The 23795-nt window shown below is 32.9% G+C and carries 19 protein-coding genes; 1 reads left to right on the top strand and 18 read right to left on the bottom strand.

Annotation, left to right across the window (positions count from 1 at the left end):
- Window positions 1-15: 15 nt before the first annotated feature.
- From ACZ446_RS02870 to ACZ446_RS02825, 10 genes are all read right to left on the bottom strand, one after another.
- The gene (locus ACZ446_RS02870; RefSeq protein WP_464393640.1) at window positions 16-1809 is read right to left on the bottom strand and encodes an SLC13 family permease; all 1794 of its coding nucleotides are present in this window, start codon (window positions 1807-1809) and stop codon (window positions 16-18) included.
- A gap of 1 nt (window position 1810) precedes the next feature.
- On the bottom strand, window positions 1811-2347 hold the full coding sequence (locus tag ACZ446_RS02865; protein ID WP_464393639.1) for a DUF6691 family protein: 537 nt from the start codon (window positions 2345-2347) through the stop codon (window positions 1811-1813).
- Between the two features lie 19 nt (window positions 2348-2366).
- On the bottom strand, window positions 2367-2879 hold the full coding sequence (locus tag ACZ446_RS02860) for a YeeE/YedE thiosulfate transporter family protein (protein WP_464393638.1): 513 nt from the start codon (window positions 2877-2879) through the stop codon (window positions 2367-2369).
- A gap of 91 nt (window positions 2880-2970) precedes the next feature.
- The gene (locus ACZ446_RS02855; RefSeq protein ID WP_464393637.1) at window positions 2971-3594 is read right to left on the bottom strand and encodes an NUDIX hydrolase; all 624 of its coding nucleotides are present in this window, start codon (window positions 3592-3594) and stop codon (window positions 2971-2973) included.
- A 108-nt stretch (window positions 3595-3702) separates the two neighbouring features.
- Window positions 3703-5148: an Asp-tRNA(Asn)/Glu-tRNA(Gln) amidotransferase subunit GatB gene (gene gatB / locus ACZ446_RS02850; RefSeq protein WP_464393636.1), complete on the bottom strand. Its 1446-nt coding sequence runs from the start codon at window positions 5146-5148 to the stop codon at window positions 3703-3705.
- 21 nt (window positions 5149-5169) lie between these two features.
- Window positions 5170-6612 carry an Asp-tRNA(Asn)/Glu-tRNA(Gln) amidotransferase subunit GatA gene (gatA, locus tag ACZ446_RS02845; protein ID WP_464393635.1) on the bottom strand — a complete coding sequence of 481 codons (1443 nt, stop codon included), beginning with the start codon at window positions 6610-6612 and terminating at the stop codon, window positions 5170-5172.
- A gap of 25 nt (window positions 6613-6637) precedes the next feature.
- Window positions 6638-6925 (bottom strand): Asp-tRNA(Asn)/Glu-tRNA(Gln) amidotransferase subunit GatC, encoded by a 288-nt coding sequence (gene gatC / locus ACZ446_RS02840; protein WP_464393634.1) that lies wholly within the window; start codon window positions 6923-6925, stop codon window positions 6638-6640.
- A 43-nt stretch (window positions 6926-6968) separates the two neighbouring features.
- Window positions 6969-8984 carry an NAD-dependent DNA ligase LigA gene (gene ligA, locus ACZ446_RS02835; protein ID WP_464393633.1) on the bottom strand — a complete coding sequence of 672 codons (2016 nt, stop codon included), beginning with the start codon at window positions 8982-8984 and terminating at the stop codon, window positions 6969-6971.
- Between the two features lie 12 nt (window positions 8985-8996).
- The gene (gene pcrA / locus ACZ446_RS02830; RefSeq protein WP_464393632.1) at window positions 8997-11144 is read right to left on the bottom strand and encodes a DNA helicase PcrA; all 2148 of its coding nucleotides are present in this window, start codon (window positions 11142-11144) and stop codon (window positions 8997-8999) included.
- Window positions 11145-11196: 52 nt separating this feature from the next.
- Window positions 11197-11640: a GIY-YIG nuclease family protein gene (locus tag ACZ446_RS02825; RefSeq protein WP_464393631.1), complete on the bottom strand. Its 444-nt coding sequence runs from the start codon at window positions 11638-11640 to the stop codon at window positions 11197-11199.
- A 712-nt stretch (window positions 11641-12352) separates the two neighbouring features.
- Between ACZ446_RS02825 and hflX the strand changes: the two genes are divergently transcribed.
- Window positions 12353-13639, top strand: a complete 1287-nt coding sequence (gene hflX / locus ACZ446_RS02820) for a GTPase HflX (RefSeq protein WP_464393630.1) — start codon at window positions 12353-12355, stop codon at window positions 13637-13639.
- Between the two features lie 30 nt (window positions 13640-13669).
- On the opposite strand, the gene hslO is transcribed toward hflX, so the two are convergent.
- The 8 genes from hslO to ACZ446_RS02780 form a co-directional block, all read right to left on the bottom strand.
- Window positions 13670-14611: an Hsp33 family molecular chaperone HslO gene (hslO, locus tag ACZ446_RS02815; protein WP_464393629.1), complete on the bottom strand. Its 942-nt coding sequence runs from the start codon at window positions 14609-14611 to the stop codon at window positions 13670-13672.
- Between the two features lie 96 nt (window positions 14612-14707).
- Entirely contained in the window at window positions 14708-14992 is a 285-nt protein-coding gene (locus ACZ446_RS02810) for a hypothetical protein (RefSeq protein WP_464393628.1), read from the bottom strand.
- Window positions 14993-15700 carry a 2-phosphosulfolactate phosphatase gene (locus tag ACZ446_RS02805; protein WP_464393627.1) on the bottom strand — a complete coding sequence of 236 codons (708 nt, stop codon included), beginning with the start codon at window positions 15698-15700 and terminating at the stop codon, window positions 14993-14995.
- A gap of 60 nt (window positions 15701-15760) precedes the next feature.
- A complete protein-coding gene (gene recJ, locus ACZ446_RS02800; RefSeq protein ID WP_464393626.1) occupies window positions 15761-18058 on the bottom strand; it encodes a single-stranded-DNA-specific exonuclease RecJ in 2298 nt (765 codons plus the stop codon).
- Window positions 18045-18647 (bottom strand): hypothetical protein, encoded by a 603-nt coding sequence (locus tag ACZ446_RS02795; protein WP_464393625.1) that lies wholly within the window; start codon window positions 18645-18647, stop codon window positions 18045-18047. The genes recJ and ACZ446_RS02795 overlap by 14 nt, the downstream gene beginning before the upstream one ends.
- A gap of 89 nt (window positions 18648-18736) precedes the next feature.
- Window positions 18737-19534, bottom strand: a complete 798-nt coding sequence (locus tag ACZ446_RS02790) for a PD-(D/E)XK nuclease family protein (protein ID WP_464393624.1) — start codon at window positions 19532-19534, stop codon at window positions 18737-18739.
- Window positions 19535-21742: an ATP-dependent helicase gene (locus ACZ446_RS02785; RefSeq protein ID WP_464393623.1), complete on the bottom strand. Its 2208-nt coding sequence runs from the start codon at window positions 21740-21742 to the stop codon at window positions 19535-19537.
- 3 nt (window positions 21743-21745) lie between these two features.
- Window positions 21746-23725: a UvrD-helicase domain-containing protein gene (locus tag ACZ446_RS02780; RefSeq protein WP_464393622.1), complete on the bottom strand. Its 1980-nt coding sequence runs from the start codon at window positions 23723-23725 to the stop codon at window positions 21746-21748.
- Window positions 23726-23795: the final 70 nt, after the last annotated feature.

The raw sequence follows: 23795 nt of genomic DNA, 5'->3' as shown, positions 1-23795 counted from the left end.
ATTCCAAATTAGTCTTTATAAATAGAATAAATAAATCATCATACTCACAATAATTATATAGCCCAATGATAAAAAGGCTCCTGCCTTTAAATAATCACTGCTCCTATAATTACCAGCTGACATAAAGAATGCATTTACCTGATGGGTAGGCAGGATAAATGAATTAGAAGCTGAAACTGCTGCCAGCAGAGCAAGCCCCCTAGGATCAACCCCTACCTGCCTGCCAATTATCATTACCAGTGGGACCAGCACAACAGTAGCAGCAACATTTGACATAAATAATGTAAAAATACTGGCCAGCAAAGCTACAGCTAAAATTATAAAGAAAATGGGCCCATTCTGAAGCGGCATAATCATTAAGTTAGCTAAATAATTAGCAGCACCTGTCTTTTCCATAGCGATCCCTAGTGGAATTAAACCTGTTAGTAAAAAAACTGTTTTCCAGTCCACAGCCTGATAAATTTGAGCGGGCTTTACAATCCCCGCTAAAATTATAAAAACTGCTCCAGTAAAAAAAGATAAACCTATATTAAATCCTAAAATTATCAGCAGAATAGATAATAAAAATGACCCAATCGCCAAAAATGGCTTATTAGCTTCAGACTCTTCCCCTGGCAGTGAAGTTAAGAGTATAAGTTCCTCCTCAGTTTTTAAATTTCTAATATTCTGATTAAGTCCATAAACAACCAGAGTATCACCAGCTTTTAGAATAGTATCAGAAAAGTCTTTTCCAATTTCCTTTTCTCCTCTAATTAAGTATATAGGATTAACAAAATAGTTTTTTCGAATTTCAACTTCTCTAATAGATTTCCCCACAAGTTTTGAACGAGGTGGGATCATTAGTTCTGCAAAAGCTGTATTCTCTAATTCACTGTGTTTTAAACAGTGATCACACTCTTCTTCTGGAATTAAATCATAATCTTCAGCAAAATCACTGAGATCAGATTCTTCTCCCATGATAATCATTTCCTGATCAGCAGCAAATCTACTGAAACGCCAGGGAGCATATAAGATATCATCATCTTCTATTAAAGCAAGAAGATAAAGATTATAATCTGACCAGAGTCCAGATTCTTCTAAATTTATATTTACCAGCTCAGAACTTTGCGGGATTATATAATTATGAACCTTAGTTGCAAGCTCCCAGTCATCAATTAAGCGCTGCTGTTTTTTCAAAAAACTCTCTTCCTGTTCTTCAGCTTCTGGCAGCAGGTGGTTACCAAAAAGATAAAAATAACTTATTCCAAATATCAAAACTGCCAGTCCAATTGGAAATACTGCAAAGAGATTAAATGCTTCTGCATTTTGCTGAAGCAGAAGATCATTCAGAATAATTAAATTGCCTGCTCCAACCATAGTCAAATTACCACCAAGTATAACTGCAAAACCAACTGGCATTAAAACTTTCCGTAAAGATAAATTAAGCTTTTTAGTCATTTTTCTGACAAGTGGCAGAAATAAAGCAATTACACCAATATTCTGCATTAATGCTGAGACTGCTCCGGCAGCAAATGATAGAATAACCATAAACCTTTTTTCTTTTTTACCTGCAGCTGAAAGCAGAGGCCTGCTCAGTTTCTGCATAAATCCAGACTGGTCCAGACCATAACCTATAATCATAATTGCAATTACAGCTATAACAGCGTTACTGGAAAGACCAGAAAATGCTTCAACTGGACTGAGAATTCCTGTCCAGGCGAGAGTTAACATTACCAGTATAGCAGTAATGTCTACCCGAAAAAACTCTGTTATAAATAAAATAATTGTGCTGATTAAAATTATCAGGGTTAAGGCTATTTCAAAATTCATTTTAAAAACCCACAGCTTCCAGCCAGACCAAAAATAATACTATTAAAGCTGATAATGGAATAATAATTTTCCAGTGATTGATCTTAAATAACTCCGGCAAAGTCTTAACTTTAAATTGACCCTTTTCTATTGAATCACTATATTTCTCATAAAAGGCTGCAAAGATAAATGAACCAGTAAAAATCCCCGAAAGACCGAAAATAAGAGCATCAATACTTCCCTGTCCAATCGCTCCAGCAATAGTTCCAGGACAATAACCAAGCAGAGCAAAGCCTGCCCCAAAAATAAGTGATCCTGAAATAGTTCTCCTTAGAGATCCAGATTTAGGATTAAGTTTAATAAGTTCTCTATCACTTAAAAAATGAACCCCAAGCATTCCAACAACTATAGCAGTTAAAATTATCTTGGCCACTGTAAAATCCTCTAAAAGCAGCTGACCAACAAGGACATTATAATCTGTCACTCCACCACGCTGAAGCAGAAACCCAAAAATAATTCCAGTAATAAGACCCTTAATTAACCTGGCTTTACTTTCCATATATATACACCTGCCTCACTTAGAGAATTAAAAAAGCAGTAATAGCTCCACCAACAAAAAAACCAATCAAACTTATCCAACTGGCAATACTTAACTGAAAAGTTCCACTTATTCCATGTCCACTTGTACAGCCACCTGCCAGCCGAGCTCCAAACCCCAGTAAAATTCCACCAGCAAAGGCTGAAAATATCCTCCCCATAATATCCTGATTTAAAATTGATTTAAACTCCGTTAATGGGATAAATCTTAGACTAAACTCTCCAGACAGAACTGAAGAAATAAAACTTCCAATTACAATACCAATTACCAACATCGACTGCCATTCAAGTTCAGGTTTATACTTTTGATAATATTTCCAATTATAGACTTTTTCCCCCAGAAATAGGGCGCCCAATTTAGCAGAACCTCTGGCAAAAGTGGTAGATGTACCGAGAGCTTTTTTTGAGATTATAAAAGAAAACCAGCTTAAGATTCCGATCAAGGAACCAACAAGATAAGGTGACCAGCTGTCTGCAAAAATAAACTGCTTCATAAATAAACAACTCCTTTTTCCAGCTACTTATAATCAATTTTGATTGTTTATAACATATTCCAGACAGGCTGCTTAATTCCTGCAGTATGATCTAATGTTTTAAAATATCGATAAAAGATTTTGTTATTTCTGCTGTTATACCCCAGATAACCCGCCCCTGATAGCGGTAAAAATAAATTTGATAATCTCCCTGACGCGGATTATATTTTTCTCCCTGTGGTAAAAGATGATAGGGAAAATCCTGATCAAACTCACTCTTTAAAACTGCCGCATATTTTTCAACCTGATGATTCAGAAAAAATTCTAAAGGAACGGTAAAAATTTCTTCTACTTCATAATTGTTAACCTTAATTTCTTCAATTGAATTTACATTAATTTTTCCCACAAAGGCATAAATTATAAAATTAAATGGTGTGATCAAATAATCTGTTTCTCCTAAAATCTCAATTTTTGCTTCTGGAATCAAAAGCTCTTCACTACATTCTCTAACAGCAGCCTGAGAAAATTCCTCTCCCCTTTCAATTCTACCTCCTGGAAAAGATACTTCTCCTGGCTGAGTATTTAAATTCTGAGAGCGCAGCTCATAAATCAAATGGATCTTTCCCTCTATCTCAATTAAAGGAATTAAAACTGAAAAATAATGCTGGATTCTAGTTGGCCCGGGTATTCTATTTTGAATTCTTGCTTTTATATTCTCAATTTTCAAAAAAATCACCCTCAAGAATAATGATTTTGTAGCTGATAATTTTTACTGGCCTCCGAAAATGCTGTTTTCCGGAGACCAGTTGATAACTTATTTATAATCTATTAAATTAACTTCCAATTAATCCATTAATTTATCTCTGAGCATCTGGTTTACCAGACCAGGATTGGCCTTACCTCTAGTTTCCTTCATTACCTGACCTACTAAAAATCCAATTGCTCGATCTTTTCCATTCTGAACATCTTCTACTGCATCTGGATTAGCTTCAATAATTCCATCAACAATATTTTCTAATTCATCTTCATCACTAATCTGTTTTAGACCCTCTTCTTCTACGATAGTTTCTGGATCACTGCCGCTGTTATACATTTTTTCAAAGACTTCTTTGGCAATTTTACCACTTATAATATCCTCATCAATCAGCTTCAGCATTTTAGCCAGATTAATTGGTGTTACACCAGATTCAAATGGTGAATGATTATTTTCATTTAATAATCTCAAAAACTCACCCATCATCCAGTTGCTCAAGTTTTTAGGGTCATCATAGTCTTTGAGAACTTCTTCAAAGAAAACTGCCATATCTCTGTCTCCTGTCAGTACGCCTGCATCATACTCAGGCAGACCAAGTTCAGAAACAAAACGCTTATACTTTTCTCGCGGCAGCTCTGGAATTTCTTTACGCATTTCTTCCTTCCAGGCTTCATCAATTTCTAAAGGAACTAAATCAGGTTCAGGGAAATAGCGGTAATCGTGTGCTTCTTCCTTACCACGCATGGAGATTGTCTTATTTAAAGATTCATCCCAGGTTCTGGTTTCTTGAACAACTTCTCCACCCTCTTCTAGAATTTCGCGCTGTCTTTCAACTTCATATTCCAGACCTTTTTCAACTGCACTAAAGGAGTTCATATTTTTCAGCTCAGCTTTGGTACCAAATTCTTCCTGACCAACAGGACGTAAAGAAACATTGGCATCACAGCGCAGTGAACCTTCTTCCATATTACAGTCAGAAATATCAAGATATTCCATAATCATTTTTAACTCAGTTAAATAAGCCTTTGCCTGAGCTGGTGTTCTCATATCAGGTTCACTAACAATTTCAATAAGGGGAACTCCGGTACGATTATAATCTACCAGACTCCCTTTGGATTTATCAATACTTCCCTCATGGATTAATTTACCTGCATCTTCCTCTAAGTGAACTCTGGTAACTCCAATGTTGAAGATACCCTCATCAGTTTCAATTTCAATCTTTCCGTTTTCTGCAACAGGCAGATCAAACTGCGAAATCTGATAGGCTTTAGGTAAATCAGGATAGAAATAGTTTTTTCGGTCAAACTTAGAATATTCAGCGATATCACAGTTTAAGGCAAGTCCTGCCATAATCGCATAGTCTACTACTTTTTTATTTAAAACCGGCAAAGTACCTGGCAAACCAAGGCAGACCGGACATGTATTTTCGTTTGGCTCTTTTCCAAATTCAGTGCTGCAGCCGCAAAAAATCTTAGAATCTGTACTTAACTGCACATGGACTTCAAGTCCAATAACTGTTTCATATTTAGTGGACATTTTTTCACCTCTCTCAAATATTTATAGTTCTGCTCTTTTATCTTTAATATTTAATATTTTTTCTAAAGTATAAGCTGCCTGAATAATTTTTCCTTCACCAAAGTGAGGTCCAATTAACTGCAGACCTATTGGCATATCACTGCTATCAAAACCACAAGGAACTGACATTGCAGGCACACCAGCTATATTAATTGGTACTGTAAAAATATCGGAATAATACATTTCTAGTGGATCTTTATTCGAATTCAACTCCATTGCTGTAGTTGGAGCAGTTGGAGTAATGATTAGATCAAAATCATTAAATATTCGATCAAAATCGTCTTTGATCAAAGTTCTAACTTTTTGTGCTTTAAGATAATAAGCGTCATAGTAACCTGAACTTAAAGCATAAGTACCAATCATAATTCTTCTCTTTACCTCATCCCCAAAGCCTTCGTGACGAGTATTTGTAAACATTTCACTTACATCAGAAGCATGTTCGCTGCGCAAACCATAGCGAACTCCATCGTACCGGGCCAGGTTAGAGCTTGCCTCAGCTGGTGCAATTACATAATAAGCTGCAAGAGCATAAGAAGCATCTGTCATATGTACCGTTTCTACTTCTGCACCTGCTTCTTTTAATTTTTCAACAGCGGCCATTACACTATCTTTTACTTCCTGATCAAAATCTAAATTGAAGTATTCTTCAGGAATACCAATTTTCATACCACTGACATCTTCTTTAAGATATGAAGTATAATCTTCTTTTTTACCTGCAATAGAAGTTGAATCTTTTGGATCATGACCGGCAATTACATTCATCAAAATTGCACTATCTTCAACATCTTTAGTGATTGGTCCAATCTGATCTAAAGAAGAAGCAAATGCTACAAGTCCATAACGGGAAACCATACCATAGGTAGGTTTTAAACCAACAACTCCACAATATGATGCAGGCTGTCTAATTGAACCACCTGTATCGGATCCTAGAGCAGCTGCACATTCTCCTGCTGCAACTGCTGCAGCTGAACCTCCACTGGATCCACCCGGAGCTCGATCTAAATCCCAGGGATTATGGGTGTTAAAAAAGGCAGAGTTTTCGGTTGAAGAACCCATAGCAAACTCATCCATATTGGTTTTACCCATAATAACTGCTCCAGCTTCATTTAATTTTTCCACAACTGTTGCATCATATGGTGGCTTATAGTTTTCAAGCATTTTTGAAGCACAGCTGGTTTTTATTCCATCTGTTGACATATTATCTTTAACTGCAATTGGAATTCCAGCTAAAAGACCATCTTTGTTATTTTCATAATCTGCTAGTCCCTGATCTGCTAGCTCATCTGTTACTGTAATATAAGACTTAACTCTATCTTCTACATCATTTATTCTATCTGAATAAGCTTTCTTAATTTCTGCAGGAGTTAGTTCTCCAGCAGCAATTTTATCTTTTAGTTCGTGAATTGTTAAATCATAAATATTCATTTTATTATCTTACCTCCTTAGCTGCTTAATCTGACATGATTTTTGGAGCTCTAAACTGTCCATCTTTTTCATCTGGTGCATTGGCAAGTGATTTTTCGCGAGGTAGAGACTCTTTAACCTCGTCTTTACGCAGTACATTTTTCATGGGCACAGTATAGGCTGTTGGTACAACATCATCTGTATCCAATTCACTCAGCTTATCAACATAATCAAGAATTTCTCCAATCTGTTCAGTATATTTTTCCTTTTCTTCTTCATCAAGTTTAAGTTGAGCTAAACCTGCTGCATATTCTACATCTTTTTTATCAATCATTTAATTTTCCTCCTCACTTTTAGAATAATAATGATGATTAATTTTATTCAGAAATTGACTTTCTATCAACTATTTCTTTAAAATCAGCTTCACTTAAAATTTCTACACCTAGTTCCTGAGCCTTATCAAATTTAGATCCTGGATTATCACCAATAACCAGGTAATCTGTTTTTGAACTAACTGAAGATACTGCTCTTCCACCGGCCTTTTCTACCAAATCTTTAACTTCAGAACGTGTATAATTATTCAAGGAACCTGTAAAAACAAACTTTAAACCATCCAAAAATTTTTCAGCTTCCTGGTCAACCTTTTTTTCTAATCTAATACCAGCCTGTTTAAGGCGGCTTAAGAGATCTCTATTATGTCTCTCCTTAAAAAAGCCGACAATGCTCTCTGCAATTACTGGGCCAATTTCATCAATTGCTTCCAGCTCTGAAACAGAAGCTAATTTTATTTCTTCTATTGAATCAAAGTTTTTAGCTAATATCCTGGCTGCTCCAATTCCAACATGTCTAATACCTAAAGCATAAAGAACCCTAAAAAACTCACGATCCTTACTGCTCTCGATTGCTTCAATAACATTTTTTGAAGATTTCTCGCCCATCCTTTCTAAGTCTTTAAGATGTGATTTTTTAAGAAAATATAAGTCAGCATAATCTTCAATCAAATTATTATTAAGCAGCTGTTCAATCAAAGCAGGTCCTACTCCCTCAATATTCATTGCATCTCGAGAAACAAAATGCAGTATGCTCTCTTTCCTCTGAGCAGGACAGCTAATATTGGTACACCGGGTTACAGCCTCACCTTCAGGTCTGATCACTTCTCCACCACAAACAGGACATTGTTTTGGCATTTCAAATTCCTTTTCACTTCCATCTCGATCTTCCTTTATTATTTTAACAACTTCTGGAATTACATCTCCTGCTTTTTGAACCAGAGCTGTATCTCCTATCCTAATATCTTTTCTTTTAATTTCATCTTCATTATGCAGAGTTGCTCTGCTTACAGTTGATCCAGCAAGTTCCACTGGTTCTAAAATAGCAGTTGGTGTTAAAGCTCCTGTACGCCCCAGCGAAATTTCTATATTTTTAATTTTAGTTGTCTTTTGCTGGGCTGGAAACTTATAAGCAATCGCCCAACGAGGTGATCTAGCTGTTGAGCCTAGCTTTTCTCTTAAAGATAAATCATTTATCTTTATTACCAAACCATCAATTTCAAAATCTAAGTTTTCTCTTTCATCCTGCCATCGCTCACAAATTTCAATTACAGCTTCTATATCAGCAGCAGATTGATGCCAGTTAACTTTAAAACCCAACTCTTTTAAATAAGAAAAAACCTCTAGGTGAGTTTCAAATTCTCTTTCTGAGTGAGAAATTAAATCATAAATTAAAATTGACAAACTTCTCTCCGCAGCAATCTTACTGTCCAGCTGTCTAACTGATCCAGCAGCAGCATTACGAGGATTAGCAAATGGAGATTCATCATTTTGGAGTCTTTCTTTATTTAACCGCTTAAATTCACTTTTAGCTAAATAAATTTCTCCTCTCAATTCTAACTCCGCTTTTTCATCAATTTTTAAAGGCAGAGAGCGTATAGTTTTCATATTTTGAGTAATATTTTCACCAATCTCTCCGTTACCACGAGTAGCACCAAGTTCAAAACTGCCGCTATTATAGCGCATTACTGCTGAAAGACCATCAATTTTGTGTTCAACAACATACTGATAGTCTTCATCTTCAATGTTTTTTTGAATACGCTGATCAAAATCTTTTAAATCATTTGTACCAAATGCATTATCCAGACTGAGCATTGTTGAAGAATGTTCAACTTTTTCAAATTCATCTAAGACTTCTCCGCCCACTCTCTGAGTAGGAGAATCTTCTTTTACTAGATCTGGAAATTCATTTTCTAATTTAATTAATTTCTGCATTAATTGATCAAACTCAGCATCAGAAATTGAAGGATCATCTAATACAAAATACTTATATTCATGTTCTCTAATTTTTTCTCTTAAAGCCTTTATTTTCTTTTCGGCCTTATCTTTTGTTAATTTTGACATCTTAACACCTACCTAAACTTTCTGTATTGGAGCAAACTCTGCCAGTAAATTTCTAGTTTTACCCTGTTCAAAGGCAATCTTTAATTCTGGATTTTTATCGCCTCTTATTGATAATATAGTACCAATTCCCCAGCGAGGATGTACAATTTTCTGACCAATAGCATAATCTGTACCAGAATTGTCGCTATGAATCAGCTCTTCCTCTTTTGCCATATCAGAACGGGTATCAGCTGCTCCTGAGAGCAATTCAGAAGGAATCTCTTCTATAAATTGAGAAGGAGGGTTAATATTTCTTTCTCCAAAACGAAGCCTGACCTGAGCTCTGCTTAAGTATAATCTCTCTTCAGCCCTTGTCATTCCAACATAGCAGAGACGTCTTTCTTCTTCCATACCTTTTTGTTCAAACATTGAATTAGAATGAGGAAAAATTCCCTCTTCCATCCCCACTAAAAACACTACAGGAAATTCTAAGCCCTTAGCTGAATGAATAGTCATCAAAGTAAGTGAGCTCTGATCCTCTTCCATAGAATCAATATCTGACATTAGCGTAACTTCTTCTAAAAATCCAGCCAGAGTATTATTATCACTGTTTTTCATATACTCATTGATAACAGAAAATAATTCTTCTATATTTTCCAGCCTACTTTCTGCCTCAGCTGTTTTTTCTTCTTCAAGATTATGACGATAACCACTTTTATCCAAAAGTTTTTCAGTCAATCTGGCCAGTGCAATCTCTTCTTGTTCAGCTCTCAACTCTTCAATGATTTCTGTAAAATGAAGCACTCTTTTAGCATAAGTACCACTTAAAGCAGGATTTTCTTTAGACTTTAAAGCAGCCTGATATAAGTTAAGCCCTTCTGTTTCAGCATAATCCTGAATTTTCCCTAAAGTTCCAGCACCAATTCCTCTTTTCGGGCGGTTAATAATTCTCAAAAGGCTAATATCATCAGCTGGATTATATATAAGACGCAGATAAGCCATAATATCTTTAATTTCCATCCGCTCATAAAATCGAACTCCTCCAACAATCTGATAAGGAATTCCGTATTTCATCAGCATATCCTCAAATGCCCTTGATTGTGAGTTAGTTCTATATAAAACTGCTAGGTCATCAAAAGTCAGCTCTTCTTTTTTAGTCAATTCTTTAGCTGTTCGACAAACAAAGTCTGCTTCTTCTTTTTCATTTTTTGCTTCATATAGTTCCAGTTTAGCTCCCTCACCCTGATCTGTCCAGAGTTCTTTCTCTTTCCGGGAAGAATTATTCTTAATCACTGCCTGAGCAGCTTTTAAAATGTTTCCCTTGGAGCGGTAATTCTGTTCCAAACGAATAGTTTTAACATCAGGATAATCATCTTCAAAATTTAAGATATTTCTAATATCTGCTCCTCTAAAACCATAAATTCCCTGATCAGGATCACCGACAACACAAATATTACGATAGCGCTCTGCCAGCAGATTAACCAACTGGTACTGAGCATGATTAACATCCTGATACTCATCTACCAGAATATACTTAAATCGCTCCTGATAATGCTCTAAAACTAGCGGAAATTCTTCAAAAAGTCTTACTGTCTGCTGAATTAAATCATCAAAGTCCATAGCATTATTTTTTTTAAGCCTTTTTTGATATTCCTCATAAATATCAGCAGCTGTCTGATCAAAAAAGCTGCCAGAAACAGCCCGCATTTCGGCAGGAGTTTTCAATTCGTTTTTGGCACTTGAAATTTTATTTAAAACTGAGCGTGGTTTTGTTTTTTTAGGATCTAAATTTTTTGACTTTAAAACCTCTTTAACAAGTTTGCGCTGATCAAGACTATCAAAAATAACAAAATTTTTATTATAGCCCAGTTTTTCTGCTTCTCGCCGCAGAATTCGTACACAAAAAGAATGAAAAGTGCTGACCCAGAGGCTGCTTTTTACTCCTCCAACCATATCTTTGACCCTTTCTTTCATTTCATTTGCTGCTTTATTGGTAAAAGTAACAGCTAAAATATTATAAGGAGACACTCCATAATGATTAATCAAATAGCCAATCCTTCTGGTCAAAACTCTTGTTTTCCCACTGCCAGCACCTGCAAGAACTAGTTCCGGCCCCTGATAATGTTTTACAGCCTTTTTTTGAGCCTGATTAAGATTTTTTAGTATTTCACTATCTTCCACCTAATCACTTCCTTAATTTTAATAAAATATATATTTTATTATATTCAAATTATTATTTCTTAAAATTATTAAACTCTGCTTCTAAATTTTTATTTTTTATTAAAGTTTCTAGTATATTTCCACCTTCAGAAAATGGAAAATATATCAAATGGCTTTCACAGCTGCAGTCACTGGCTCCGAAACCTTTTATAGGATTACTTCCACCATTTTCTTTTAAAGTTTCTGCTAAAAAACACTCAGCTTTTGCTGGAAGTTCAAAATAGAAATCTTTTTCCAGTTCAGCTATATCTAAGAGATAATCTATATGCCAGTGAAAATTTTTATTAGCACTGTAATGTCTTTTGATCCTGGCTTCAAGATTACGCTGAGCAGTGCCGGTATAAAAGTAATAACCTGCTTTAAAATCGTTTTCAGCTAATGCTCCAACTTTTATAGTTTTTTGATTTTTTAATCTGATTTTTAAAATATAAACTCCTCCATAGGGATAAGAACTCATATCTATCACTCCATCAAAATACCATATTTTTGCCATGAATTTAAATTAATGTAAACTTAACAGAAAAAATGCCGGTATCCCGGCATCTCAATTATAATACATTTATTAGTTTTTATCAATTTTTCAGCAAAACTTTCAATAATTTTAATCTTAAAAATCCATTATAACTAAAACTATTGTTTTGTAAATCTATTAATAATTATTACAGCAAATTTAAAATATAATTTTAATGACAAAAAGATGCTCTGGGGAGAGCATCTTTTTGCATAGAGTATATTTTAGCATTTGGGCAAATTTATTATAAATCTCTATCACTAAATTGACCTTAGAGATCTATTTTTTACAATTTATTTCTTACTAAGATTTATAATTAAATAAAGAAGCCATTTAATTTGTGAATAAAGTAACATGAATTCGCAAAAAATTATTCACTCATCTAAGTTTGAGACTAAAAATATATTATGTTTATAGAATAACATGATGATTTTAATATATCAAGCAGTAAAGTGCTTAATTTCACATTATATTTGGTCTTTAAAGTTGATTAGCTCCTTTTTACTTTATTATATCCTATCTATACTTAATAATATTCATCAATTACTGATTTTAAAAATATATTAAAAACTAATATATAATAATTTGCTAATTTTAGATTTTTGGAAAAAGTGTTATAATATATATTAAGAAGTAAATGAAATATTAGTCTTTAAACTTGAATTTAGGAGATGATAATATTAATAATAAATTTGAGATTAATCAAAATGATGATATGTATCAAATAAAAGCAATGCAGGAAAAAGCAGTATTAGTTGGTTTAAATGAAGGAGAATTACAAGAACTTAAGCTGCTTATTGAAACTGCAGGTGCAGAATGCATTTTAAAAATGACCTATCATGATAGAAAAATTGACCCTGCTTATTATATTGGCAGTGGCAAGGTAAGAGAAATAAAAGAGGCTGCCGAAACTATTGGAGCAAATTTAATTGTTTTTGATAATGAACTTTCTCCTGTCCAGCAGCGTAATTTGGAAAATAAAATTGAAATTAAGGTTATTGATCGAGCTCAGGTTATCTTAGATATTTTTGCAAAACATGCCCACAGCCGAGAAAGTAAAATTCAGGTAGAATTGGCACAATTAGAATATCGACTTCCTAGACTTCAGGGCCGGGGGGTAGAAATGTCAAGATTAGCAGGTGGTATTGGTACCAGAGGACCAGGTGAAACAAAGCTTGAGGTTGACCGCCGCCGCATTGAAAAGAAAATATATCGACTAAAAGAAAATCTAAAGGAAATAAAAGCCAGACGTGAAGTTCAACGCAGCAGCCGGAAGGATCCAATTGCAGCACTTGTAGGTTATACAAACGCAGGAAAATCAACTTTAATGAACAAATTAGCTAATTCTGATAGCTATACTGCTGATAAATTGTTTGCTACTTTAGACTCTACAATGCGCCAGCTACAACTTCCTGTAGGGCAAAATATTATTCTAAGCGACACGGTTGGATTTATTAACAAGCTCCCGCATCAATTAATAGCATCTTTTAGAACTACTTTAGAAGAAATTGAAAATGCAGATATAATAATTCATTTAATCGATGCTTCAAATGATGAAATGGAAAAAAATATTCGGGTTGTAAATAATGAAATAAATGAACTTGTAACCCCAAACTGCAAGATAATTAAAGTCTTTAATAAAATTGATTTACTAAAAAAATCAAAAATTAGTGATTTAAAAATAATTTATCCTAATTCCATTTTCATTTCTGCTTTAAAAGAAATTAATATTAATGCTGTAGTTAATAAACTAAATCAAATTATTAGCAATGAAATGATAGAAATGGAGCTAGACCTTCCCTATTCTGAAGCTGGATGGGTAGAAAAAATTCATAACACCGCAAAAGTTTATGAAGAAAAATATCAAAAAAATAATATATATTTAAAAGCATTAATCCCTAAAAAAACAGCTTCAAAATTAAAAAAATACCGCAGAGAAAAATAATTCTCTGCGGAGTCTGATTGTTCACTATTTTTATTTCTGATTTTCCTTGTCTACCACGATTTCTTCAGTATCAACCTCTGGAATTTTATTTTCTTTTATATCTATTTCAGAAATAATATTTTCTATCTCTTCTTTTTCAAAATTATAAGTATTGTTACAAAAATGGCAGCGGACTTCTATTTCTCCCTGCTCAGCTAAAGTGGCTTCGATTTCCTCTTTGCCCAAGCCTGCTATTAATTCAAAACTTCTTTCTCTACTGCATCTGCATTTAAATTCAACATCTTTACGCGCCATAATTCGATAATCCATATCCCCTAAGAGTTCTTTTAATAATTCTTCGGGAGTCATTCCTGACTCAATTAATTTACTGACAGACTTTATGTTTTTTAAATTTTTTTCCAGCATTTGAATAGTTTCTTCAGAAGCATCAGGTAATAATTGAATAATAAATCCCCCAGCCGCTTTAACACTAAGATCAGTATCAACCAAAACACCTAAGCCAACTGCAGATGGTACCTGTTCTGATGCAGTAAAATAATAAGTTAGATCTTCTCCGATTTCACCTGAAACTAAAGGAACACTACCAGTATAGGGCTCTTTCATCCTCATGATTTTTGTCAGTGAGAGCTCACCCGCCCCAACTGCTTTTGCTACATCGAGTTTTCCAGAATCAGTCTGATATAAATCCAGATTCGGATTTTCAATATAACCGCGCACTTCCCCTTTTTGATTTGCATCTGCAACAATTTTACCAGCAGGTCCACTACCCTCTATTTTTAAAACTACTTCATCTCCAGATTTAACTAAAGAACCAGTCAGTAAAGCTCCTGTAATTACTCTCCCTAAAGCTGCAGTTGCAACAGGAGTAGTTTGATGCCTTTCCTGAGCTTCCTTAACAATATCAGTAGATTTAACTGCAAGAGCTCTAATTTCTTTATTAGTCGTTATTGCTCTAATCAAATAATCTTTCATTATATAATCTCCTCCAACTTGAATTATCTTATAAATAAAATCACCTTATTTACCCATACATTATTTTATTAAACTGAGTTCTAAAGTCAAATTATTTTAATTTAAAGTAAAAAAACTATTAAAAATCCCCAAATATTTAACTTTACCATCCGATTTCTCCAGAACAAAAATTGTAAAAAACACAAAATCATCTGCTTCCGTTTGCAGTTCCAACATAGGTGCTGCAACCGCCCCACCAAAAATCCTTTCAATATCAGTTTCTGCTTCTGATCTTATTTCAGCCACTCCCCAATTAATAAATTCCTCTCTTGTAGGATTGGTAATAGCTGCAGAAATTAGAATAATTAAAACAACAATTACAGCAATTAGAAACTTCTGCAATTAATCCACCTCTTCCCTTTTTAATTGATAAATATCTTCTGCAATTTTTACAGCTCTAATAACAAAATTAAATTTATTGATTTTTAAACAATACTCAAAGTCTTCTTTAGGCATCTCTGATTGAGTTGATTCCACAAAAAACCTGTCTCCAGCGGGACTTCTAAGTTTCTCTTTTATTTGACCTTCGTTCAAAGTTTCATTACCAGATAAAAGTTTATTTAGTTCCTGCATATACAAATTATCTTCATCTGCTTCAACAGTTCCATTATTACCCATTGCTACAATTGAAACTAATTCCGGTTTTTTGTTTTTAATGTACTCTGCTGCAGCATTGATATTGACAAAACTACCAGTGATAATTTCTTCAGCATTTTTAGCTGCAATTATTCCTTTAGTTCCTGCACTGGTACTTAAAACTATTTCTTTGCCAGAAAAACTATTTTGAGAAATAAAATAAGGAGAATTATTATAATCAAATTCTGCAACTTTTATTCCCTTTCTTTCTCCAATTAAAACAGGCGAATTCAATTCCCTTTTTAACTTTTTTGCTGTTTCAATTTTACTAACTATAAAAATTTTATCTACCTGACTGCTGAAAAGATAGGCTGCAGTTGTATAAGCACGAAAAACATCAACAATTACTGTTAAACCTTTTGCTTTTTTCGCGCCTTTTAATAGCTTTAAATTATTTATTTTAATTTTTATCACTCTCCTACTTTAGTCCGAGCTAAGTTTTTTTATTAAATAAAACAAAACAAATATTTTCGTTTATTTTGTTAATAAATTATTAATGAAATTCTCTATTTTAACAGCAGCTTTATTCTTTATGAAGCTTTTAAAAGCAAAGCTCTCTTTTAAAAGTTTCTTTAAATTCTTTTTATTTAAATTTGACTGTCCTAAATTTTTTTCACCATTTCTACTAATTAAGAGATCTTTATATGATATATATTCATAGTCTATAAAAGCTTCTGCTCTTAAAAAATCTAGAGCTCTTTTAACAGTAATCTCCTCTGCTTCAAGAGCAAGCGCTGCTTTTTCTAAATTAAAAATTCCATTTTTATTGTGCAGACTATACTTTAATAAAGATAACAGCTTTTTAGTAAATTCACTAAAAGTTCTAATTTGATTTTTAGAATTTATTAAGATTAATTTCTTAGCAGTAGTTGAAAGTAAGACTTCCTCCAAAATGGCAGGTGAAGGGGGCAGAGTAACCAAAACTAACTTTTCTGCTTTTTTATAATAATTTCGGTTAATAAGTGGATAAAGATTATATTCCTGTAATCCTTCAGCAAAATAAACAGTATTAACAGCTCCAGTTTGAAGTTCAGAAATATCTTTTTCCCTCCAGTCAATTAGTTCAATCAAGTTTTTATCTTCATTTTTAAAATTATGCTTTTTAGATTTATTTTTTTTTGGTTTTAAAGCTTTAAGCTCAAGCTGTAAACTTTTGTTTCCACGATAAATGTTTTCAGTTAAATTGCAGGCTGCTTTCTGAATATAATTTTTTTCTACTTCTCCACTCCACCACCAGAGAGCGGTTATTCTATGATCATTACTACCTAAGACAAGTCTTTTATGACGACCAGATGAAATATCACGACTGCTGATAATCTCAGCCTCCAAATAAAATAATGGTTCTGGATTAGACTCACCAAAAGGCGCAAAAAGCCTTAAAGATTGATAAAAGTCATCATCAATCTGTGACAGTTCTAAATTTAGATCCGTTTTAATTTCAAAATCTGATTCAATCTTTTCAATTTCCTGATCAATAAGCCGCTGAAGTCGTAATTTGAATTTTTCTAAACGATCTTTTTTCAAAGAAAAACCAGCCGCAGCAGCATGACCACCATTTTTTTCTAAAAGATCAGAACACTCAGAAATAAGATTATTTATGTTAATACCTTCAATTGAACGGGCTGAACCAGTAATAAGCTCTCCTTTTTGATTAGAAGTCATTAAAACTGCAGGGATCTGATAATTTTCAGCTATCCTCCCAGCTGCAATTCCAATTACTCCTTGATGCCAATCAGAATTATAACTGATTAAAGATTTTCTTTGTTGAGGATCAATTTCTTTTTCAAGCTCTAAATAAATTTGCTGACTTATTTTTTTTCGATGATCATTTATTTGGCTTAATTCAGCAGCTAAACCAGCAGCATTATTTTTATCTTCTGCCAAAAGTAATTTTAATCCCTTTTCCGCACTGTCAACTCGACCAGCTGAATTAAGCAGAGGTCCAATTTGAAAACCAAGTGTTTTTTCATTAATCTCTAACGGATTAATATCAAGTTCATTATATAAAGCCTTCAAACCAATTCTCTCTGTAGATTGTAATTTTTTTAATCCTGTTTTAAATAAATAACGATTTTCTCCTTTTAGTGGAACTACATCTGCTATTATTGCCAGTAGTAATAAATCTAAGTAGTTTTCCTCTTCTCCTTTTTTATCTACTTTTTCAAAGATTGCTTTGATTAAAAAATATGCCATTCCAGCTCCAGGCAGCCAATATCCTTGATGATCCTCAGGTAATAATCTGGGAGAAATTACATAATCGGCAGGTGGTAATATATCTGGTAAATCATGATGATCTGTAACCACAAAATCCATACCACCTTCTTTGGCAAATTTAACTTCTTCATAGTTGCTGATTCCACAGTCACAGCTGATAACTAAATCTATTTCAGATTGATATTCAGCCAATACTTTTTTGTTAAGTCCATATCCTTCTTTAAATCGATCTGGAATATGATAATTAATTTGATCACTCAACTGACTGAGTGCACCAAATAAAATTGAAGTAGAAGTTATTCCATCTACATCATAATCTCCATAAATTAAAATTTTACTATCATTCTGGATGTGCTGTAAAATAAAATCAACAATTTCATATATTCTTGGGAAATCATCTAAGTTCAATGATGAGTATTTATCGGGCTCTAAAAATTGGACTAATTTATCTTTTGTGTCTAAGCCCCGCTTTTGAGCCAAACAAGCAAGCTTTTTGCTTCCTAAATATTCCACTAATTCGTCTGCTGGTTCAAATTCTTCAGCTTTAATTATTCTCATCTTTAACCTCTCGCTCTCTATACTTAAAAACTATGTCTGAATCAAGATACCTAAAATATCTTTTCTTTTTATCCTTAAGTTCTCGACTGCCAAAAAAGAAAATTGAAAAGGCTTCCCATAAAAAGACCCAACCACCAACAAACAAACCTTCCATTAGTAATGAAATTAAAATTGATAAGTCTTTAGTTTCAGGAATTAGATAAGCTGTAAACAAAAACAAAATTCCCATTACAATATAAGTAGCAATTTTTTTATAGCTCTGTTTCAAATCCTGATCAATAAAAAACTGCTTCATTTTAAAATTGTTTTTAATTGTTGCTCTGGAATCTGCCTCCATTTTCTCATTTTTCTTGTTTTTTGGTAAATAGAAGCATAGTTCTACTTTCTCTTTTAAAGGCAGCTCATAACTTGCTCTTTCTAAAAAATGACTTAATTCAGGATCAAGTTCTTTCCGATCAAGAGCCGATCCATCCCAGCTATTAAACAGGTCGTCATATTGATCTAAATTAAGTTCAACTAAATAAGCATTATTATATCGATTTGTATGATAAATATAACGAAGTTGGTAATCATCTTCATCTTTAAACATAAATTATAGAATAAATTTTTAGATTTATTCTTAAACTCACCTCATTTTAGATATCAAATAATCTATCTAATCATTTAATTTTAAAATAATTAAAACTCTAATTCTTCTACTGCTTCCCAATCTAAATTCAATTCTAAATCATCATCTATTATTTCTTTATTTTCAGTAGTTTTTCCTCTGCAAATTGGTCTGTATTCACAAAAACGACATTTATTTAAGTCAGTGGTCAATGAAAATTCTTTTTCATTTAGAATTTCACTAATTAAATTTTTAAAAAATATTTTATCTTTTTTAAAATTATCTTTATTATATATAATCCTTACTTGCTCTTTTGGATAACGTGGATTCCAGTAAATAAGAAGCGGCATGTTATCTAATTTATATTGATCTGAAAAATATTTATACCCTGCTTCATATAAAAGATATAAATAGAAACGACTCTGCATTTTCTTCTCAATATTTTTTTTAGATAATTTTTTTTTATCTGTTTTCCAATCAAAAATTATAAATCTATTTTTGGTTTTATCATATTTTAAAAGATCATATTTTGCCAACAGTTTTAAATTTTCTTTTTGAAAACGCAATTCCTGTTCTGCAGCCACTACATTTTTAGCTTCCGCAAAAGTTTTTAATCTATTCAACCAGGACTGCAGAAGTGGATTAGAGCTTAGTATAGTATCACCCAATGTTTTACTATAATATCTTTCAGCTATTAAATGAAACTGCCGTCCCTGTTTTAGATCTTTTTTCACCTCTTCATTCATACCCCATTCTGCAGGCCAGTATAAACCATCTAAATAACGATATTTAAAACGTCTCCTGCATTTATTAAAAATTGCCAGAGCAGATTGAGAAAAATAGAGATCATTTAATGTGTTCAAAGGCATTTAATCAGCTCCCTGCTGCTTTTCTTTTTTTCTATTATTAATAAATTTATCTAAAGAACTAAAAACAAATGCAGGATCTTTTTCCCATTTCCCATTTTTTAAATGTGTACTTAAAAAAAGATTGCTGCGTGCCCTAGTAACTCCCACATATAAAAGACGTACCCTTTCAGCTATTAGCTCCTGTCGAGCCTTATAATCCACATTTCTTTCTTTTTTTTCATTTAAAACATATTCCAATTCTGCTCTAGCAGAGGCTTTTGGATTTTTTATTTCCTCATTTAGATAGAATTTTTCTCCCATAAAATAGTCATCATTATCATGCTGAAAATGACTTGATGTTAGGCTGCCAATAAAAACAGTATCCCATTCCATACCTTTTGCTTTATGAATAGTAGAAAGAGTTACCTGATCTGGTTTTGCTTCAAAGCCTTCCATTTCAGTTAATGTTTCAGCAAATTGCTTAATCCGATCTCTGATTTCAGGAAGTTCTGCGGTTAATTGGTCCAGGCGCCAGGCTGGATTATCTTTTAAAAGTCTGCCAAACTCCAGGGCTAAGTTTTGAGCTAAAGCTAGTTTTTTACCTATAAGTCCTATTCTTTCAGCTAAAAATAATACCAGCTCATCTGGTGGTAATTCCATCGAAGCCTCAAGCCATCCTTGAATTTGTAATAAACTCTTATAAAAACTTTCGAAATCTTCTTTTTTTCTAAATTCAAGTTCAAAATTATCTCTATTTAAACCTGATAGAGGAAAAATTAATTCTTGATTTTGATTTTTCTCTAGGCTAGCTTCCAATATTTCTAACAGTTCTGGCTTTTCTTTTGCAAAAATTTCAGCAAAAACCAATTTCAAATTATCTTCTGAGGCTGGAGATGTTAAAAATTTTAATATAACCTCTATCTCTGTTAAAAAAGCATCTCTGGCACTGCTTCCGGCAAGCTGAAATTCACCTCCCAAATTATTGATTTCTCTTGCAATTTCTTCTAACTGCCAACCTGTAGGCATTAATACTGCAGTTGTATCCTTATTATTTTCATTGGCTTTACGAAGTGCCTGACGTGCTATAAATTTTTTTTCTACTTTCCAGGTTTTAAAAGCACGACTGCCAATTCTATAACCATCTGGATTAGGATTAGGAGCTGGATCATCTTTAGAAACTGCTTTAATATATTTAGCTTCTAAAGGCTCAATCTCTCGCTCAGAAAATTCATCCTGACTCCAATCAATAAGATAATTAGCTAAATCAATAATATCTTGACTGCTGCGGCTGGAAACAGCCATAGTTTCTACTTCAACCTCTTCTTTTTTACAGTAACTTCGAAATATTTCTGGATCGGAAAGAGTAAAAGTACCTGTAATTGCCTGATTACTGTCTCCAACTCGCACTAAATTATTATTGTCTCCTGTTAGCAAATAGAGCATTTCTTCCTGAGCTTGATTGGAATCCTGTGCCTCATCTTCAAAAACATATGCATACTGAGCTGCAATGCGCTCAGCAAAATCAGAGTCTTCCTTTAATAATTTTAAACTTTGCTGAACAAGATCATCAAAATCTAAAAGTCCTGCCTGAGCCATTTTAAATTCATATTCTGAAAAAATATCTACTGCTGGTGTCAAAATATTTGCGGTTTTCAAATTTGAATATTTAACCATATTTTTTAGTTCTTCTCCATTCAAAAGCTTAAGCTTAAAATATGAAATCATGGAAGCTACAAAAGCAGGAAAGTCCTCTTCTTTCCACTTTTTTAGATATTTTTCAAATTGATAACTATTTTTTTCTAAATTAAAAAAATTTTGCAGCAGCTCATTATTTTCGCCTGACCATTGTCGGCATAAACCTTTTATCCAACGATAACGCTTACCTGACTCGATTAATTGAAATTCTTGATTAATCAATCTTGACTCAGGTTTTTCTTTAATAATACCCAGGGCAAGAGAATGCAGAGTTTTAACACTATAACCTCTGCTACGGGGAAGGCCTTTTTCTGCCAGAAAGTCTCCAATCCTTTTACGGAAATTTGCTACAGCAGAATTCATATAGGTTACTATTAATATTTTTTGATTATTATTTAATTTATTCTCAATCAGTTCTGCTGCTAGATGTGCAAGAACTGTAGTCTTTCCTGCTCCTGGAACAGCAGGTACAGCAAGCTGTCCACTTTGGTATTCTAAAACTTCTTTCTGTCCAGGCCTCGGTTTGAAATTCATAAATTACTCTCCTCTCACATCAAACCAGCGGTAAAGTGGTCCTTCCTGTTCTCTACCACTGCTGTTCAAAAAACTATCTGCAATATAAATACCTTTTTTTACTTTATAAATCAAACTAATTAAAAAATCACTAAGTTGATTTAATCTAATTTGCTGATCAATTTTATCATCCCAGACTGCTTTTTCCTGCCACTGCTCCGTATAAATATAAGGATTAACTAGTTCTTTGGCTATACTCTGCATCCATTCATCACTTGAAATATCAAGCAAAAATAAATATTCAACTCCATTTAATTCAGGTGAAAACAGAAATTTATACGGTGAAGCAAGGATTACTCCCTTTTCTTTTTCTTGATCTTTAAAAAGTGTTTCAGCAGCAAGTGTTCCTTCATAAATCATATTTATATAACGCTCACTTAAATCATCTTTTTCCTGATGAAAGTTTTCGACTGCCTGATGAAAACGTGAAACTGATTCAATCATCTGTCTGCAGGCAAAAACATCCTCTTCTGATGGATTTAAAGGTGCTAAAAGTTCGCTAAAAACCAATTGAAAAAAATCTTCTATTTCTAACTTATCTTCTTTTTTATCCTGAAGCCAATTTTTTAAATAATCATATTTTTCTGCAGCATGAAAATTTATTTTTTCGCGCAAATTTGAATCATCAAGATCTACTAAATTCATTCCGGTTGCAGCAATTTCTTCTGCCAAAATATATGATCGTAAAGGATCAAGTTCTAAAAGAAGGCTTAGAGACTGCTGCAGTGATGAAATACCAATAATATTGGTTTTCCCACAGTGAAATAAATATAAAATTAAAAGAGCTCTAGCAAATGGAATATCAATTAATCTTTTAGAACGATTAAAATTACTTAACTGATATCCATTTTTTTCTAGAATTTGTTCCAGACTAAAGCTTAAAACTTTATCAATTTTTGGAGAAATTACCGCAATTTGATCTGCTTTTATACCCTTTTTAAGTAAAGAAATAATCTTTTTAGCTGCTTTAATTATCATTTCTCCTCTTAATTCACTATCTATTTCTTTTAGCAAAAGTTTTGATTTAATTTTGTTTTTTTCTCTTTCCTGAACAGTCATTTTTATTTGCTCTGCTAATTCAGCACTGGCACTTGAAGATGTATAATTTTCTTTTAACTCAATTATCTCTGCTTCTGAATTAAAAAACTTTTTTTTAGCTGCAGCTGGATTTCCACCAAAGAATCTATTAAAACCACCACTTTCATTAAAAGTAAAAATCCCTTGCATTTTAGTTTCTATTAATGACTTGATCAAACTTTGACCGGCAGGAACAACTTTTTCTAAATCATCAACTAAAAGATAACTATATTTATTATCTAAATTCTTCAGATATCCTGAATCAGAAAGCAGATACTGATTAAACAAAGTCACTGCAGCTGAGTAATCAAAAAGTCTATAATTCAAAGAGAAATTCCGAAAGGTTTTCATTATTGTTATTGATTGTTCAGTATATTCTTTTCTTTCTTCATCATTTTGAGTCCAGGTCATTAATCTCTGCTTAAGTTCATCAAAGTTGAGCATATTAAAAGCAGCTAAATTTAAATTATCAATTAATTGAACTGCAATTTGAACAGGTCTTGCCTTAATATTCCTAAAATAAGATTTTTCTTTTCTATATTTGGCAACATAGTTGCTCATTAAAAAATGAGAAGTTTCTATATTCATAAAGGTTGGTTCGATAATTTGATTTTCTCCACTATATTTTCTTTCTACTGCAGGCCAATTTTTATTTAACTGCTGATTTACAAAACCAAAATAAGTATAAATATTTAAATTACCAATCATTTTCAAATTAATTTCTTCTCTAAATTGACTGACAGAACGTGCAGAATTTAAAAGTAATAATATTTTTTCACTTCCAATTTCAGAAGCAAGCCTTTGATATTCTGCTTTTAATTTATAACTTTTACCGCTTCCTGTACTTCCACTGTAAACTTTATGCACTGTCAGCCCCCCTCACTTTTGAAATCAAACCTTATCAAAAATTTTTATTGTTTTAAATTTAATTAACTGA

Source organism: Halanaerobium sehlinense (assembly GCF_055379485.1).
This window is presented reverse-complemented; position numbering and strand designations above follow the sequence as displayed.

Bases quoted from the DNA above. Each gene is read 5' to 3' on its own strand.
- ACZ446_RS02870 (WP_464393640.1), bottom strand. From the start codon at position 1,809: ATGAATTTTGAAATAGCCTTAACCCTGATAATTTTAATCAGCACAATT.
- ACZ446_RS02865 (WP_464393639.1), bottom strand. From the start codon at position 2,347: ATGGAAAGTAAAGCCAGGTTAATTAAGGGTCTTATTACTGGAATTATT.
- ACZ446_RS02860 (WP_464393638.1), bottom strand. From the start codon at position 2,879: ATGAAGCAGTTTATTTTTGCAGACAGCTGGTCACCTTATCTTGTTGGT.
- gatB (WP_464393636.1), bottom strand. From the start codon at position 5,148: ATGTCCACTAAATATGAAACAGTTATTGGACTTGAAGTCCATGTGCAG.
- gatA (WP_464393635.1), bottom strand. From the start codon at position 6,612: ATGAATATTTATGATTTAACAATTCACGAACTAAAAGATAAAATTGCT.
- gatC (WP_464393634.1), bottom strand. From the start codon at position 6,925: ATGATTGATAAAAAAGATGTAGAATATGCAGCAGGTTTAGCTCAACTT.
- ligA (WP_464393633.1), bottom strand. From the start codon at position 8,984: ATGTCAAAATTAACAAAAGATAAGGCCGAAAAGAAAATAAAGGCTTTA.
- ACZ446_RS02825 (WP_464393631.1), bottom strand. From the start codon at position 11,640: ATGAGTTCTTATCCCTATGGAGGAGTTTATATTTTAAAAATCAGATTA.
- hslO (WP_464393629.1), bottom strand. From the start codon at position 14,611: ATGAAAGATTATTTGATTAGAGCAATAACGACTAATAAAGAAATTAGA.
- recJ (WP_464393626.1), bottom strand. From the start codon at position 18,058: ATGAGAATAATTAAAGCTGAAGAATTTGAACCAGCAGACGAATTAGTG.
- ACZ446_RS02795 (WP_464393625.1), bottom strand. From the start codon at position 18,647: ATGTTTAAAGATGAAGATGATTACCAACTTCGTTATATTTATCATACA.
- ACZ446_RS02790 (WP_464393624.1), bottom strand. From the start codon at position 19,534: ATGCCTTTGAACACATTAAATGATCTCTATTTTTCTCAATCTGCTCTG.
- ACZ446_RS02785 (WP_464393623.1), bottom strand. From the start codon at position 21,742: ATGAATTTCAAACCGAGGCCTGGACAGAAAGAAGTTTTAGAATACCAA.